Genomic DNA, 14940 nt, shown 5'->3' with positions numbered 1-14940 from the left:
GCCTGAACGCCCTGGCCTTCCGCCGCCGCCGGCTGCAACGACGGCGGCCGGTCGGCGGCTGGCCGGTCATGCGGCCTCCCACGCCCACGGCAGGCCGGTGCGCCGGACTTGCCCGCGGGACTCGAGCAGGACGAGGTGGGCCAGGGTCTCGGCCACGGCGGCGCGGCGCATGAAGCCCGACACCTGATCCCAGGGGCGCGACCAGGTCAGCGCGCCCGTGAGCGCCCAGGTCGTGCGGCCGGTCGAGGCAGTCCGGATCTCCTCGAGCCGGTGCTCGTGGTGGCCGAGCAGCTGCTCTACACGGGCTCCGATCCCGGCGAAGCGGTACTCGTGCGCGGGAAGCACCTCGTCCACATCCGCGTCGAGCGCGCTGACCCGCGCCAGCGAGGCAAGGAACTCCGCCAGGGGGTCTCCGGCGGACTGGGCGTGCACGCCGACGTTGGGAGTGATCCGGGGCAGCACGTGGTCGCCGGACAGCAGCACCCGTCGGCCGGGCTCGTGGAAGCAGAGGTGACCGGGGGAGTGGCCGGGCGTGTGCACCGCCCGCAGGTCCCAGCCGGGCAGGGGCAGCCACTCGCCGTCCTCGATCATGCGGTCGGGCAGCACCTGACGGACGTAGTCGACGAGTGGCAGTGACGCGTCGGCCAGCACCCCGAGCTCCTGCTCCGGGACGCCGCAGCTGCGCAGCAGGTCGTGCATCTCCCGCAGCAGGTCGGGGACGCCGGCGCCGTAACGGGCCGGCAGCAGAGCGGCGTCGTCGGGGTGCAGGCCGACCCAGGCGCCGGAGCTCTCGCGGACTCGGCCGGCGAGCCCGTAGTGGTCGGGGTGGATGTGCGTGACGAGCACCGCGCGGACGTCCGACACGCTCCCGCCGGCCGTCGCCAGACCTTCGGTCAGGGCCGTCCATGCCTCGGGCGTGTCCCAGCCGGCGTCGACGAGCGCCACACCGTCGTCGAGCTCGAGGACGTAGACGAGCACGTACCGCAGCGGGTTGTTCGGGATGGGGACCGGGATGGACCACAGCCCGTCCTGCACCTTCTCGACCGGCGGCAGCAGCCGGTCCGCCCACGCCTGCTGCTGGAGCAGGCCGGTGACCTGGAACGGTCGGCTCACAGGCCCATCCGCTTGCTGATGATCTCGTTCATGATCTCGTTGGTCCCGCCGCCGAAGTAACGATCCCGCTTGTGGGGTCTGTCCCCGGCTTCAGCATCGGAGGCCGAGGGCATGGGTCGTGCCGCCCTTGACTGTAGGCTACGCGGGCGCGGCGAAGTCCAAGGCGACGACGCGAAGGTCGGTGTGGCCGTCGGAGGCGGGCGAGCACAGCCAGCGGATCGAAGGTCCCATGACAGCGGGGTCGAGAAGTTGCTGCCGCATCGGCTCGGGGAACCCCTCGGGGATCATCCCCGTCGCGGTCGCACCACCGGGCAACAGCAGGTTCACGTCCACGCCGCTCCCGGCCAAGTCCTCGGCCATCACGTGTGAGAGCGCATCCGTGGCGGCGCGGGAAGGGCCGTACGGCGCAAACCCGCGACGACGCATCGTCTGCTCGTTGATGCTCACGTTGACCACCGCGCCGCGGCCGGCGGCGACCATCTCGGGGACGACCGATCGGGCGACGAGGAAGTAGCCGGTGACGTTGGTCGCCATCAGGTCACGAAACCCAGCCGGCGTCACCTCGTAGAACCGCCGCGGGTCGGTGAGGAAGCGCGGGTTGACGGTCCGCATCCCGATGCCGGCGTTGTTGACGAGCACATCGATGGCGCCGAGCGTCTCTCGTGCCGACGCGACGCCCTCGGCGACGGACTCCTCATCACGCACGTCCATTGCGATCGCGGTGGCAGTGCCTAGTCCTACCCGGCGAACCTCCTCGGCGACTTCCCGTCCCCGGCTGCCGTCGCGGCCGGTGAACACCACCGAGGCGCCGCCCGCGACGAGGGCCTGCACCATCGCGCGGCCGAGCCCACTGGTCCCGCCGGTGAGCAGCACTCGCACACCGGTGACGTCTGCCAAGCTCGCCGTGCCGTTGTCCTTCCGACTTTCTGCCCGCTTCGCATCGTCTGGTTTTGCCACGCTCCCAAGTATGGCCCCCGACCTACGCTGCCCGCGGGACATGGCCAACGGGGTGCGGTCGATGCTCCAGAACGCCGGATTGGTGGTGAGTACCGCGGTTTCACTGGCGATCGTCACCATCCCGTTACTCCTCGAGGAGAATCAGGCGGCGACGGCTTCCAAAGATGAGATGCCTGGAGCGCGCGAGGTGCCTCCCGTGGTCCTTCGACATGCGGGGTAGCCACCCGGCGGCGGCCAAGGTCGAGCCCGTCGGCGCTCTACCGCGCTCCACATCCACTCAGAATGAGTCCTTAGGACAGGTCGACGCCATCCGCGCCGCCGTCCGTGGTTGGCGACGCGGCCCCGGGCTTCGCCGGTCCGCCGCCAGACGGGCAGCTGGAGCAAATTATCGGGGTCATGTTGGGCACCTCCGCCCGGATCGGGGAGGTTCTCGCCATTCGCAAGTGCGACGTCGACGTAACGGGTGCGCCAGCCACGATCCGAATTTCCGGGACGATCCTGCCACTCACCCCTGCCACTCACCCCTGCCACTCACCCCTGCCACTCACCCCTGCCACTCGCCCGTGGCCACATCCCGCCCCGGGGGTTGACCGCTCGATCTGACCGACGGTAGGTTCATCGACCAGCGTTCGAAAGAGCTGCAGTCCTCGCTCTCGGTCGGATCGGTGTTGCTGAGGGGACCGACGTCGAAAGCTCCACTACGGAAGGAAAGTGCCTTGCCCATTGCGACCTACGAGCCAGGCGGCGAAACGCTGGCGGACCGGCTGGCGGCTGCGCGGGTTCACAATCCCGAACGGGAAGCACTCGTCTGCTATCAGGACAACGGCACGCGCGTGACGCGGCTGACCTACGAGGAGCTCTACCAACAGGCATTGGCCGTCGCCAAGGGGTTGAACGCGCGAGGTGTCCGCCACGGAGATCACGTCGCCCTGTGGCTTCCGAACGGACCCGAGTGGGTCCTGTTCCAGCATGCGACCGCGATGCTCGGCGCCGTTCTCGTCCCGGCGAACTCCTTCTACCGGGAGGCCGAGTTCGAATACCTGCTGCTCCAGTCGGACGCGGCGGTCCTGGTGTACACCCCCCGGTTCCTGAATCTCGACTACGAGCAGGCTCTGAGGAACCTTGCCCCTGAGTTGGAAAGCAGCGGTGCACACCGGTTCGACCGGTTCCCCATGCTGCGCGACGTGGTCTGTGTCGGGCAGGAACCGGGCCTGCCGGGAGCCCTGAGTCTCCAAGCCCTGGTAGATGGCGGGCAAGGGATGACCGACGAGGACCTGTTCAGGATCACGGCGGACGTCAAGCCCGACGACGCGCTCATGATCATGTACACCTCCGGCACCACAGGAGACCCGAAGGGGTGCCTCTTGTCACACGCGAACCTCCTGACGAACTCCTTGCACTTCAGTGAGTCTCTGGAGCTCGACGATGACAGCAGGTACCTCATTCCCATCCCGTTCTTCCACAATGGTGGTTGTGTCCTGGGCCTGCTGAGTGCACTTCAACGGGGGTCGACCCTCATCTCCATGGACAGGTTCGTCCCCGCACTGGCCCTCCGCATCCTGGCCGAGGAGAAGTGCACGCACACTGGTGGGGTCCCGACCATCTACATCGCCCTGTTGCACGATCCCAGCCTCCAGGAGTACGACTACAGCACCATGAAGATGGCGTTCATGGCGGGCGCGCCGTGCCCGGTCGAGGTCAGCAGGTCTGTCGAGAAGACCTTCGGGATGACGATCATCATCGGTCTGGGCATGACCGAGAGCTCCCCACTGATCACGATTTCGCGCAAGGAAGACCCCTTCGAACAGCGAGTGGGATCTGTGGGCCGCCCGAAAGGTTGCGAGGCGAAGATCATCGGCCCGGACACTGGAGAAGAGGTGGGCCCGGGTGTCGACGGCGAGCTGCTCACCCGGGGCCCCAACGTCATGCAGGGCTACTACAAGATGCCCGAACAGACCGCTCAGGTTCTCGACGAGGACGGCTGGCTGCACACAGGCGACATGGTCAGGTGCGACGAGGATGGGTTCTACTACGTCACCGGACGCCTCAAGGACTTGTACATCGTGGGGGGCGAGAACGTCGCCCCCGCGGAGGTCGAGGCATTCATCCGCACCCACCCGGCCGTTCAGGACGCTTATCTCGTCGGCGTCCCGGACGAGAAGTACGGCGAGGTCGGGCTCGCGGTCGTCCAGTTGAAGGCAGATCACGAGGCGACGGAGGCCGAGCTCATCGACTACTGTCGGGGAAAACTTGCCAGCTTCAAGGTTCCTCGATACGTCGAGTTCGTCACCGAGTACCCGCTGACGCCGGCCGGTAAGGTGAAGAAGTTCGTCTTGCAGGACGCCTACACGAAGTCCATGGACCTTAAAGGCTATGGTCCCACGGCCTGAACTCGCTCCGAGCGCGGGTTCGAGTACCGGCGCGTGGAGAGACATCGAGAACGTCTCGTCGTCGTCGCGAGTGGCCTTCATCGAAGGTGACGAGCCACGGATGCTGCGAGCAGCGGCCCTCGCGACGCAAACCGGCCTCTGTCGACCGGTGCTCCTCGGGAAGTGGTCGGAGATCCAGCGTGCTTCCCGGGACCAGGGCATCGACGTGGGTGCAATCGACACGCTCGATGTCAGCGACCCCGCCGTTCGCGAACAGTTGGTGCGCGACTTCGAGCGTCAGGTGGGCCCGGCGACCGACCTTCGCAGCGCGACGCTGTCGAACCCCGCCGCCTGGGGTGCGACGCTGGTCCGGTGCGGATGGATGGACGCAGCCATCGGAGGAACGCGTACCACCAGTGCGGACATGCTCCGTGCCGGTCTCTCGTGCATCGGGCTGGCGCCGGAACGATCCACCGTCAGTGGAGCGATCTTTCTCGACACTCAGCGACCGGACGTCGGATCTGGAGGCACGCTCGCCTTCGCGGATGCTGTGGTGACCCCCATGCCCACCGTCGATCAGCTCGCCGACATCGCGGCGGCCACGGCCCGATCCTGGCGAGCCTTGATGAGGACCGAGCCGCGTATCGGTTTTCTGTCCTTCTCCACGCGGGGCAGTTCCGGTTCCCCCCACGTCCAGCGCATCCGCGACGCCGTCACTCTCTTCAGACGGAGGTTTCCCGAGGAGGCCGTCGACGGAGAACTGCAGTTCGACTCAGCCGTCTCCATGGCTGTGGCGGAGCGCAAGCACGCGACCGGCGCACTGGCGGGCGCGGCCAATGTTCTTGTCTTCCCCAGCCTCGATTCGGCCAACATTGCCTACAAAGTGGCGGAGCAACTGGGGGGCGCACGGGCACGGGCCTTCCTACAAGGCCTCGCGAGGCCATTTGCGGACGTATCGCGGGGGTGCAGCGTCGACGACATCGTGACCACCCTTCGAATGCTGCTGTACGACACCCTGCAGAACCCTGAGCCGGAGAACAGTGGACGAGAAGGAGTTCGGAGTTGAACACGGTAAGGATTGCGAACGGACAGGCCTTCTGGGGTGACAGTCCCGCTGCGCCAGTAGCCCAGGTACGCGGTGGTGACATCGACTACCTGACCTTGGACTACTTGGCCGAGATCACCATGTCTGTCCTGCGCAAGCAGTACGAGCGAGACCCCGATGCCGGGTACGCGCGGGATTTCGTCGATCTCATGTCGGAGATCATGCAGGAGTGCATAGAACGAGACATCAAGGTGGTTGCCAATGCCGGAGGAGTCAACCCCCAGGGTTGTGCCCAGGCTCTGCTCGATGTCGCAGCGAGCAAAGGGATCAGCGGGCTGCGGGTCGGCGTCGTCACCGGCGATGACATCATGGCGCAGCTGGACGACCTGGAGAGTGAAGGCGTGCCGTTGCAGAACCTGGACACCGGTACGTCCTTTGACGAGGTCAGAGACCGCATCGCCAGTGCCAACGCATATCTAGGCGCTGAACCGATCGCACGCGCTCTGGCCGATGGAGCGAACGTCGTGATCACCGGACGATGCACGGATCCCGGATTGGTTCTGGGTCCTCTCGTGCATGAGTTCGGCTGGCAGTGGGATGACTGGGACCTGCTTGCGGCGGGCACGGTGGCCGGGCACACGATCGAGTGTGGCGCCCAGGCCAGCGGCGGCAATTTCCAGGGTGGATGGCGCACGATGGACGATCTCGCGCATGTCGGGTACCCCATCGTCGAGGTGAGCGCCGACGGCACCTTCGTCGTCACCAAGCACCCGGGGACCGGGGGCGCGGTGACCACCGCTACCGTGACCGAGCAATTGCTGTACGAGCTCGGTGACCCAGCAACGTACCTGTCGCCCGAGGTGACGGCCGACTTCACCGCCCTTCAGGTGCAGGAGGTCGGCCCGGACCGAGTCGAAGTCACAGGAGCGCGGGGCCGGCCCCCGACGGACTCGTTGAAGGTGTCGATGGCCTACTCGGACGGGTTCCAGGGCGCCGCGATGATCACGTATGCGTGGCCTGACGCGATCGCCAAGGCTGAACTGGCGGACTCTGTCCTGCGGACGCGACTGAAAGACCTTGGCTTGCCCCTCCGAGCGATCCGCACCGATCTCGTCGGATACAACTCCGTTCACGGCCGGGTAGTTCCGCCAGCGGGCTCGGACCAGTCCGAGGTCGTCCTGCGGGTCTCGATCTGGGCAGACGACCCAGACACCGTGAGCAGGTTCGCAGCCGAGATCGCCCCCCTGGTGATGGGCCCGCCCGGCTTCACCGGTCTGCTGGCCGGGGGACGGATGAGGCCGAGCCGTGTGATGGCCTACTGGCCGACCCTGGTCCCCAAGAGTGTGGTGGACCCTCAAGTGATTGTGAGAGATGGCGTATGAGACTCATCGATGTGGCGCACGCACGGTCCGGGGACAAAGGCGACTCCGTCAACATAGGACTCATTGCACGTGACCGCTCGGACTACCCCTTGCTCGTCAAAGAGGTAACGGCGGAACGGGTTGCCCATCACTTCGCTGGAGTCTGCCTCGGCGAGGTGAAGCGGTACGAGCTGCCGAACTTGGGGGCGCTCAATTTCATCCTGACCTCCGCATTGGGCGGTGGAGGAACGACCTCGCTTCGGGTGGACGCTCAGGGCAAAGCCATGGGCGAGGCGCTCCTGTTCATGGAGATCGATGTCTGAGCAGGCCGATGCACACGCGTCGGAGGCCCCGGAGTACGCGGCCGTCGGAGAACCGCCGGCCAAGAGGCGCAGGGAACTGCGTCAGACCCGGCGGCGTATGGAGATTCTCGAGGCGGCGGCCGAGGAGTTCGCGATCCGCGGCTATCACGACGCGAGCCTGCAGAGGATCGGCGACAAGGTTGGGTTGTCGAAGGCCAGCCTGTACTACTACGTATCGTCCAAGAGCGACCTGCTTGCCGAGCTCTTGATCGCTGCGGTCGACTCCCAACCAGCCGAGGTGAGCGAAGGCGAACCTGCCGAACGGCTGCGGGAGTTCATGCACACACACGTCAGTCGTGTCTGCACGACCGTAGAGGGCCAGGCTCTCGCCGACAATAGCGACGTGCTCATGTCCAAGACGGCGCCCGCGAACCTGGCGGCGGCTCGACGACGGTATGAGGACGTTCTCGCCTCCATCTTGAGGTCGGGCATCGCCTCGGGAGATTTCCGGGACGTCCCTGTGCGTCCCGTGGTCAAGTTCATTTTCGCAGGCCTCAACTCGGTTCGACAGTGGTACCAGCCCAGCGGTGAGTTCCCTTTGGAGCGCGTGGTGGACGACGTCATGGGGATCCTTCTCACTGGGGTCCTTGCCGCTGGCCGCTCGTCGAGCATCGAATCAACAGACTTATTCGACAGAACACGTACTGAGAAGTAAGGGAGAACCGTGCAGGTACTGCCCGATCGAGTAGACACCTCCTCCATCGAGTTTCAGCAAAACTTGGACCAGATGCGGTTGAGCCTCGACGAGGTCGCAGAGGTTCGCTCGGCGACACTCCTTGGCGGAGGCGAGAAGTCCGTCGCGCGCCTACGCGCTCGCGGAAAGATGCTCGCGCGCGAACGCATCGAATGGCTGTTGGATGAGGACTCGCCGTTCCTGGAGCTGATGCCCTTTGCGGCGTGGGGCACCGAGTTCACGGTGGGCGCCAGCGTGGTCACGGGCATCGGCGTCATCGAGGACGTCGAGGTCATGCTCATCGCCCACGACCCCACCGTGCGCGGAGGGACCCTGAACCCCCATAGCTTCAAGAAGGTCTTCCGTGCCATGGAGATCGCGAAGGAGAACCGGCTGCCGGTCGTCACGCTCGTGGAGTCGGGCGGAGCCGACCTGCCGACGCAGGCCGAGGTGGCCATTCCGGGCGGGCGGATGTTCCGGGACCTGACTGATCACTCCGCCGCCGGGCTACCCACGATCGCGCTCGTTTTCGGCAACGCGACAGCTGGCGGTGCCTACATGCCGGGCATGTCCGACTACGTGGTGATGGTCCGCGGGAGATCCAAGGTGTTCCTCGGGGGACCGCCCCTGGTGAAGATGGCCACCGGCGAGGAGTCGGACGACGAGTCGCTCGGGGGCGCGGAGATGCATGCCCGGACCTCCGGACTCGCCGACTATCTGGCCGAGGATGAACTCGACGCGATCCGCATCGGTCGCGAGATCGTGCGCCGTCTGAACTGGCGCAGATTGGGCTCGAGTCCTAGCGAGCCGCCCGACGAGCCCCTCTACCCGGTCGAACAGCTCCTCGGCATCCCCTCCTCGGACCCCAAGGTGCCGTTCGACCCACGCGATGTCCTCGCCCGGACCGTCGACGGCTCCAGGTTCGATGAATTCAAGCCGCTCTATGGCACCTCGCTTGTCACGGGATGGGCGTCCATCCACGGATACCCGTTGGGTGTGCTGGCCAACGCGAGAGGCGTGCTTCTCAACGAGGAGGCCGAGAAGGCGACTCAGTTCATTCAACTCGCCAACCAGATCGACACCCCACTGCTGTTCCTCCAAAACACGACGGGATACATGGTCGGCAAGACCTACGAGCAAGCCGGGATCATCAAGGACGGGGCAAAGATGATCAACGCGGTGACCAATAGTCGAGTCCCGCATCTCACCGTCAACATAGGAGTCTCCTACGGAGCGGGGAACTACGGCATGGCTGGCCGAGCGTTCGGACCGCGTTTCCTCTTCTCCTGGGTCAACTCCAGGACCGCCGTCATGGGACCTCAACAACTCGCCGGCGTGATGTCCATCGTCGCGAGGGAATCAGCGGTCGACAGGGGTCTCCCGTTCGATGAGGCTGCCGACGTCGTCATGCGCGAGACCGTTCAGTCGCAGATCGAGCGCGAGCAGACTGCGCTGGCGAACAGCTCGAGGGTGTACGACGACGGCGTTATCGACCCGCGCGATACGCGGACTGTCCTCGGCATCTGCCTGTCCGTGATCCACAACAACGAAGTCCGTGGCCAGCGCGGCTACGGCGTATTCAGGATGTGAACCTTTGTCTTCGATAAGCATGGTCCTGGTCGCGAACCGCGGTGAAATCGCACGACGGATCTTCCGTACCTGTCGCGACATGGGCATCAGCACGGCCGCCGTCTACTCCGACGCCGACATGGACGCGCGCCACGTGGCCGAGGCGGACGTAGCCGTACGGCTGCCAGGGGTGAGCCCGGCGGAGACCTACCTGCGTCCGGATCTCCTGGTGGATGCCGCCCTCAGGGTGAACGCGGACGCCGTTCATCCTGGTTACGGGTTCCTGTCCGAGAACGCCGGCTTCGCCCGTCTCTGCGCCGAGAACGGGCTCACGTTCGTAGGTCCGCCGCCGGAGGCGATCGAGGCGATGGGGTCCAAACTCGCCGCCAAGGCAATCATGGCCAGTGTCGGCGTCCCTACGTTGCCATGGACAGACGTGACCGATCTGGACACGAACACGGTCCGTCAGGCGGCTGAAGACCTCGGCTACCCCCTATTGGTCAAGGCGTCCTCGGGTGGTGGGGGGCGTGGCATGCGCACGGTGCTGGCTCCCGGCGACCTACTCGAAGCCGTCGCCGCCGCCAAGCGGGAGGCCGCTGCTGCCTTCAGCGACGCGACCGTGTTCCTGGAACGACTCGTGGTCTCTCCTCGCCACGTGGAGGTGCAGGTGCTGGCCGACACGTATGGCGGCGTTGCGCACTTGTTCGAGCGCGAGTGCTCGATCCAGCGTAGATATCAGAAGATCATCGAGGAATGCCCGTCGCCCGCGGTGGATGAAGACCTGCGCGAGCGTCTGGGCAGAGACGCTGTGGCGGCGGCCAAGGCCGTTGGTTATGTCGGTGCCGGGACCGTGGAATTCGTGATGGACGGTCAAGGTAAGTACTACTTCCTCGAGATGAACACGCGGCTTCAGGTCGAACATCCGGTCACCGAGCTGGTCACCGGGCTCGACCTGGTCCGCCTGCAGCTCATGGTCGCCCAACACGAACCGCTTCCCGCCGAGGTGTCGAACGCTGTCATCACCGGCCATGCGGTCGAGGCAAGACTCTACGCCGAGGACCCGCTGCAGCAATTCTTGCCACAGACCGGAACGCTCGACACCTTCGACCTCGGGCAGGTTCCGGGGGTTCGGATCGATAGTGGCGTGGAAGTCGGATCGTCGGTCAGTCAGTACTACGACCCCATGGTGGCCAAGGTCATTGCCTGGGCGCCGGACCGGCAGGAGGCGATACGCAAGCTCAGCGCGGCACTCGCCAACGCCCGCATCCATGGCTTGGTCACGAACCGGGATCTCCTGGTCCGCATCCTGCGGCATCCCGAGTTCGTGGCCGGTCACACTGACACTGGATTCTTGACCCGGCACCCCGCCGTCGACCTGGGCCGACCACTGGCCGGACCGGACGCGCAGCGCCTGCATGCGGTCGTGGCGACCCTGGCTCTGGTCGAGCGCAAACGGGCGGGGGCGTCGGTACAGCGCACCGTCCCCGCCGGGTGGCGGAACAACCGCTCGCAGCCGCAGACCATCAGCTTCGAGGCCGGAGAAGCACAGTACCGGGTCGCCTACGTGCTGGACCATGGAACTGTTCGCGCACACGTCAACGATGACGGCCTACCTGAGCTGGCCGTCGGTGTGCTCACGCCCCAACGAGTCGTTCTCGAGGTTGACGGTCTCCGCGAAACCTTCCACGTCGAGATCTCCGGTCATGGGGACTCACCGACCGTCCATGTGGATGGCCGCCTCGGCCACACCTCCTTCACCCGGACACCGCGCTTCACCTCCACGGCGTCAGCCGCCCCCGGCGGCTCCCTCATGGCGCCGATGCCGGGCACCGTCGCGAGGGTGCTCGTTGCTGTCGGCGACGACGTCGCTGCTGGAGAACCGCTGTTGGTCCTTGAGGCCATGAAGATGGAGCACACCATGACGAGTCCGCATCAGGGCGTCGTCCGCGAAGTCACGGTTGAGCAGGGGTCAGCAGTGCATGACGGCGAGGTGCTCGTGGTGATCGAGGAGAACGAGAACTAGGCGGCCTCGCCGCAGATGAGCGCTTCCTGCACCCACTAACCGACGTCAACAAGGAGCACCAGATGGACTTGCGTGAAACCGATGAGCACAGCGCTCTCCGAGAGGCCGTGGCGAAGCTTGGACGGTCGTTCGGTCACGAATACTTCGTCGAAACCTCGAAGTCCGGAGCCAAGAGTACGGAGCTCTGGAAGGCTGCGGGACAGCACGGCTTCTTGGGGGTGAATCTGGCAGAGGAGTACGGCGGCGGGGGCGCCGGCGTTTACGAGCTGCAGATCGTGGCCGAGGAGCTGACGGCTGCCGGCTGCCCACTCCTCATGATGGTGGTGTCTCCTGCGATCTGCGGCTCGGTGATTCAGACTTTCGGCACGGAGGAGCAGAAAGAGCGATGGCTCCGACGTCTGGCCACCGGCGAGTCCATCATGTCGTTCGCCATCACCGAACCGGACGCAGGCTCGAACTCGCACAACATCTCGACAGTGGCCCGTCGCGACGGTACCGATTACGTGCTGTCCGGCACCAAGTACTACATCTCCGGTGTGGACGAGGCTGACGCCATCCTCGTCGTCGCCCGAACGGGCACGGACGACAGGGGCCGCGGGAAGCTGAGCCTCCTGGTGGTACCCACCGATGCCGCCGGCCTCACCAAGACGCTCATTCCAGTGGAGATGACGGCACCGGACAAGCAGTTCACCCTCTTCTTCGACGATGTCCGCCTTCCTGCTGAGAGCCTGATCGGGGAAGAGGGCGACGGGCTACGCCAGGTCTTCCACGGCCTGAACCCTGAGCGGATCATGGGGGCAGCTATGGGCAACGGCATCGCTCGATATGCCCTGGCCAAGGCGGCGGAGTACGCCCGAGGACGCCAGGTGTGGGGCGTTCCGATCGGCACACACCAGGGCGTCGCGCACCCCTTGGCGCTTGCGAAGATCAACGCCGATCTTGCTCGCCTGATGACGCAGCGGGCCGCCTGGCTGCACGACGAGGGAGACCCCCTGGCCGGAGAGGCCGCCAACATGGCGAAGTTCGCGGCTGCCGAAGCGGGCATGGCAGCGTTGGACCAGGCCATCCAGACCCACGGCGGGAACGGGTTGTCGACAGAGTACGGGTTGGCCACCTTGTGGGGCTCGATGAGACTCATGCGGACCGCGCCGATCAGCCGAGAAATGATCCTCAACTATGTCGCCAGGCACAGTCTCGGCCTGCCCAGTTCCTATTAGGGGTTCACGATGAGCAACCTGCACGATGACGCTGTCACCTACGAAGTCGTCAACGGAGCCGCCTGGGTGACGCTGAACCGCCCAGACGCACGAAACGCCATCAACTCCGCGATCCGCGCCGGCTTGTTCGAGGCCGTCGACCGTTTCAACTCCGACGGTGAAGCGAAGGTCATGATCCTCACCGGAGCAGGTGACGCGGCCTTCTGCGCCGGAGGGGACCTCAAGGAGATGGCCGAGCAGAGGCTGGGGCCGCCTCCGCCGGACTTCATTCCATACTTCGGCCGCACCGTTGCTGTCGACAAACCCACCATCGCGGCCGTTAATGGTGTGGCCTACGCAGGTGGCTTCCTCATGGCCCAGATGTGCGACCTGGTAGTCGCCGCCGAAAACGCCCGCTTCGCCGTGACGGAAGTGAAAGTTGGCCGCGGGTCGCCGTGGGCGGCTCCCTTGCCGTGGCTGATCCCACCCCGCGTGGCCATGCAGCTTCTTATGACGGGCGATCCCATCGACGCTGTGAGAGCGCGGGAGGTCGGGCTGGTCAACGAAGTGGTCCCTGCCGCACAGCTGCGCGAAGCGGCTCAGGAGTTGGCTGAGCGGATCGCCGCCAATGCCCCGCTGTCCGTCGCTGCATCGAAGGCGATGGTGTACGCATCAGCAGATCGTGGTTGGCATGACGCACTCGATGAGGCGGACCGGATCTGGGAGCCTGTCTATCTGAGCGCTGATGCACAGGAAGGTCCACGGGCGTTCCGCGAGAAGCGCCCACCGCAATGGCAGGGCCGATGAGCTCGAGCCGTCCGAGCATCGGTGGTATCGACGACAAAGGCATGCAGCTCGACCTGCTGCTGCGTGATGTCGCCGCCGAAACGGGCTGCTTGATGAGCATGCTGCTGCCTCTGCCGGTCGTCGCCTGGGAGAAGGCGACGCCCGCGGAAGGGTGGACGGTTCGAGATCAGGTGAGCCACCTGACGTTCTCAGACAACGCTGCGTATCTCGCACTCACCGACCGGGCCGCGTTCACCCAGTTGCTCGCGGAGGCACAGCCGGATCCGATCGCTTTCGTAGACCGTGCGAACATCCCCGGGCGGACGATCGGTGTACCTGAGCTGCTCGGCGGCTTCGTTCAGGCGCGGGTGCAGATGGTGCACTCACTGCGTGCAGTCGATCGGCAGACTCGGGTTCCTTGGTTCGGGCCGCCCATGAGCGTGCTCTCCTTCGTCACTGCTCGGCTAATGGAGACATGGGCACATGGGCAGGACGTGCGCGACGCGCTAGGCGCGGAGACGGTCGCGACCGATAGGCTCAGACATATCACGGATATCGGAGTTCGGGCGCTGCCGAACAGTTTTCGGGCGCACGGGCGACCGATCCCTGCGGCCCCTGTCCGGGTGGAGGTTACCGGCCCTACTGGAGAGTTATGGGTATGGGGTGAAGAGGGAGCGGCGAACCGCGTCATCGGGTCAGCACTCGATTTCTGTCTCGTCGTTACGCAGCGGCGTCACCCGCAGGACACCGACGTGATCACGCGGGGCCCAGTGGCGGCGGAGTGGATAGCGATAGCACAAGCTTTCGCCGGCCCGCCCGGCTCCGGCCGGCGCGCGGGCCAATTTTCTGGCTCTCCTGACTGATCCGTGGGTCATTTCCGGCCGGGGAGGACGGGGCGGTGGCCGCCGAGGTTGAGCATGGCGAGGGCGATGAGGGCGTCCGGGGACTTGAACCCGAACGCGACGCGGGTGAGTAGCCGGATCTTTGGTGTTGACTGATTCGATGCGTCCGTTCGATCTCACCGTCGACTGCACGCCCTGGCGATGATCCGGGCGCTGTCGCCCGGGTGCGGGTGACGCATCAGTTCCATCCGTGGGTCTGTCCGAGAAACGGTGTAAGCAGCGGTTCTCATCTCAGTCCGGACTTCCGAAGATGAGCACACGACCGGCCGAATATGGGGTGTGGCCTGCGGAAACGCCGAAGCGGCGGGTTGGGGTCGTGTTACTACAGAGCCGCGTGACGGGCGTGGGTCAGCTGGTCTCGGGCACGGTGAAGTCGAAGAACCGCGGCGGCTCGGGGAGCTCGAGCGCGGTCAGGATGGCCTTCTGGCCGTTGGTGGTGGCGGAGCGTTGTGCGACGTGGTCGTCTGAGTGTGCCAGTCTGAAGTGGCCCCACTTGGAGCCGTAGTGCTGGCTTGAAGTGGCCCCACCCTCGACCTACTTGTCCCCGTACTTTCGTGCCCGTCTGCCAAGGCGAGTCACGAGAG

Annotated in this window: 12 protein-coding genes and 1 pseudogene; 10 read left to right on the top strand and 3 right to left on the bottom strand. The window is 65.6% G+C overall.

Translation table 11 applies throughout. From position 1 onward, the window contains the following. Window positions 1-66: 66 nt before the first annotated feature. Both QWJ41_RS19055 and QWJ41_RS19050 read right to left on the bottom strand, forming a co-directional pair. Entirely contained in the window at window positions 67-1113 is a 1047-nt protein-coding gene (locus tag QWJ41_RS19055) for an MBL fold metallo-hydrolase (RefSeq protein ID WP_082563745.1), read from the bottom strand. Between the two features lie 138 nt (window positions 1114-1251). Next, on the bottom strand, window positions 1252-2190 hold the full coding sequence (locus tag QWJ41_RS19050) for an SDR family NAD(P)-dependent oxidoreductase (RefSeq protein WP_200951136.1): 939 nt from the start codon (window positions 2188-2190) through the stop codon (window positions 1252-1254). Window positions 2191-2786: 596 nt separating this feature from the next. Between QWJ41_RS19050 and QWJ41_RS19045 the strand changes: the two genes are divergently transcribed. The 10 genes from QWJ41_RS19045 to QWJ41_RS19000 all read left to right on the top strand — a co-directional run bounded on the left by QWJ41_RS19045 (window position 2787) and on the right by QWJ41_RS19000 (window position 14317). After that, window positions 2787-4460 carry an AMP-binding protein gene (locus QWJ41_RS19045; RefSeq protein WP_056681119.1) on the top strand — a complete coding sequence of 558 codons (1674 nt, stop codon included), beginning with the start codon at window positions 2787-2789 and terminating at the stop codon, window positions 4458-4460. Beyond that, the gene (locus QWJ41_RS19040) at window positions 4444-5505 is read left to right on the top strand and encodes a phosphate acyltransferase (protein ID WP_082563747.1); all 1062 of its coding nucleotides are present in this window, start codon (window positions 4444-4446) and stop codon (window positions 5503-5505) included. Before QWJ41_RS19045 ends, QWJ41_RS19040 begins: the two co-directional genes overlap by 17 nt. Continuing rightward, entirely contained in the window at window positions 5502-6866 is a 1365-nt protein-coding gene (locus tag QWJ41_RS19035; protein ID WP_056681126.1) for an acyclic terpene utilization AtuA family protein, read from the top strand. Before QWJ41_RS19040 ends, QWJ41_RS19035 begins: the two co-directional genes overlap by 4 nt. Beyond that, complete coding sequence (locus tag QWJ41_RS19030) at window positions 6863-7168, top strand: AtuA-related protein (protein WP_056681128.1); 306 nt, start codon at window positions 6863-6865, stop codon at window positions 7166-7168. The genes QWJ41_RS19035 and QWJ41_RS19030 overlap by 4 nt, the downstream gene beginning before the upstream one ends. After that, a complete protein-coding gene (locus tag QWJ41_RS19025) occupies window positions 7161-7862 on the top strand; it encodes a TetR/AcrR family transcriptional regulator (protein WP_056681131.1) in 702 nt (233 codons plus the stop codon). The genes QWJ41_RS19030 and QWJ41_RS19025 overlap by 8 nt, the downstream gene beginning before the upstream one ends. Window positions 7863-7880: 18 nt before the next feature. Next, the gene (locus QWJ41_RS19020; protein WP_439117347.1) at window positions 7881-9470 is read left to right on the top strand and encodes an acyl-CoA carboxylase subunit beta; all 1590 of its coding nucleotides are present in this window, start codon (window positions 7881-7883) and stop codon (window positions 9468-9470) included. 19 nt (window positions 9471-9489) lie between these two features. Continuing rightward, window positions 9490-11472, top strand: a complete 1983-nt coding sequence (locus QWJ41_RS19015) for an ATP-binding protein (protein WP_056681137.1) — start codon at window positions 9490-9492, stop codon at window positions 11470-11472. A 62-nt stretch (window positions 11473-11534) separates the two neighbouring features. After that, window positions 11535-12689, top strand: coding sequence for an acyl-CoA dehydrogenase family protein (locus QWJ41_RS19010; protein ID WP_056681139.1), 1155 nt, complete (start codon window positions 11535-11537; stop codon window positions 12687-12689). A gap of 9 nt (window positions 12690-12698) precedes the next feature. Next, a complete protein-coding gene (locus QWJ41_RS19005) occupies window positions 12699-13475 on the top strand; it encodes an enoyl-CoA hydratase/isomerase family protein (RefSeq protein WP_200951137.1) in 777 nt (258 codons plus the stop codon). A gap of 41 nt (window positions 13476-13516) precedes the next feature. Beyond that, on the top strand, window positions 13517-14317 hold the full coding sequence (locus QWJ41_RS19000) for a TIGR03084 family metal-binding protein (protein ID WP_056681158.1): 801 nt from the start codon (window positions 13517-13519) through the stop codon (window positions 14315-14317). An 8-nt stretch (window positions 14318-14325) separates the two neighbouring features. Here QWJ41_RS19000 and QWJ41_RS18995 read toward each other — a convergent pair. After that, window positions 14326-14470: pseudogene (locus tag QWJ41_RS18995) on the bottom strand (transposase); the annotation flags it as partial. Window positions 14471-14940: the final 470 nt, after the last annotated feature.

This window comes from Nocardioides cremeus (assembly GCF_030518195.1).
GTDB lineage: Bacteria > Actinomycetota > Actinomycetes > Propionibacteriales > Nocardioidaceae > Nocardioides > Nocardioides cremeus.
Note: the sequence above shows the minus strand (reverse complement) of the source record. Positions and strands in the feature narration are given on the sequence as shown.

Bases quoted from the DNA above. Each gene is read 5' to 3' on its own strand.
- QWJ41_RS19050 (WP_200951136.1), bottom strand. From the start codon at position 2,190: ATGGTGACGATCGCCAGTGAAACCGCGGTACTCACCACCAATCCGGCG.
- QWJ41_RS19040 (WP_082563747.1), top strand. From the start codon at position 4,444: ATGGTCCCACGGCCTGAACTCGCTCCGAGCGCGGGTTCGAGTACCGGC.
- QWJ41_RS19030 (WP_056681128.1), top strand. From the start codon at position 6,863: ATGAGACTCATCGATGTGGCGCACGCACGGTCCGGGGACAAAGGCGAC.
- QWJ41_RS19025 (WP_056681131.1), top strand. From the start codon at position 7,161: ATGTCTGAGCAGGCCGATGCACACGCGTCGGAGGCCCCGGAGTACGCG.
- QWJ41_RS19015 (WP_056681137.1), top strand. From the start codon at position 9,490: ATGGTCCTGGTCGCGAACCGCGGTGAAATCGCACGACGGATCTTCCGT.
- QWJ41_RS19010 (WP_056681139.1), top strand. From the start codon at position 11,535: ATGGACTTGCGTGAAACCGATGAGCACAGCGCTCTCCGAGAGGCCGTG.
- QWJ41_RS19005 (WP_200951137.1), top strand. From the start codon at position 12,699: ATGAGCAACCTGCACGATGACGCTGTCACCTACGAAGTCGTCAACGGA.
- QWJ41_RS19000 (WP_056681158.1), top strand. From the start codon at position 13,517: ATGCAGCTCGACCTGCTGCTGCGTGATGTCGCCGCCGAAACGGGCTGC.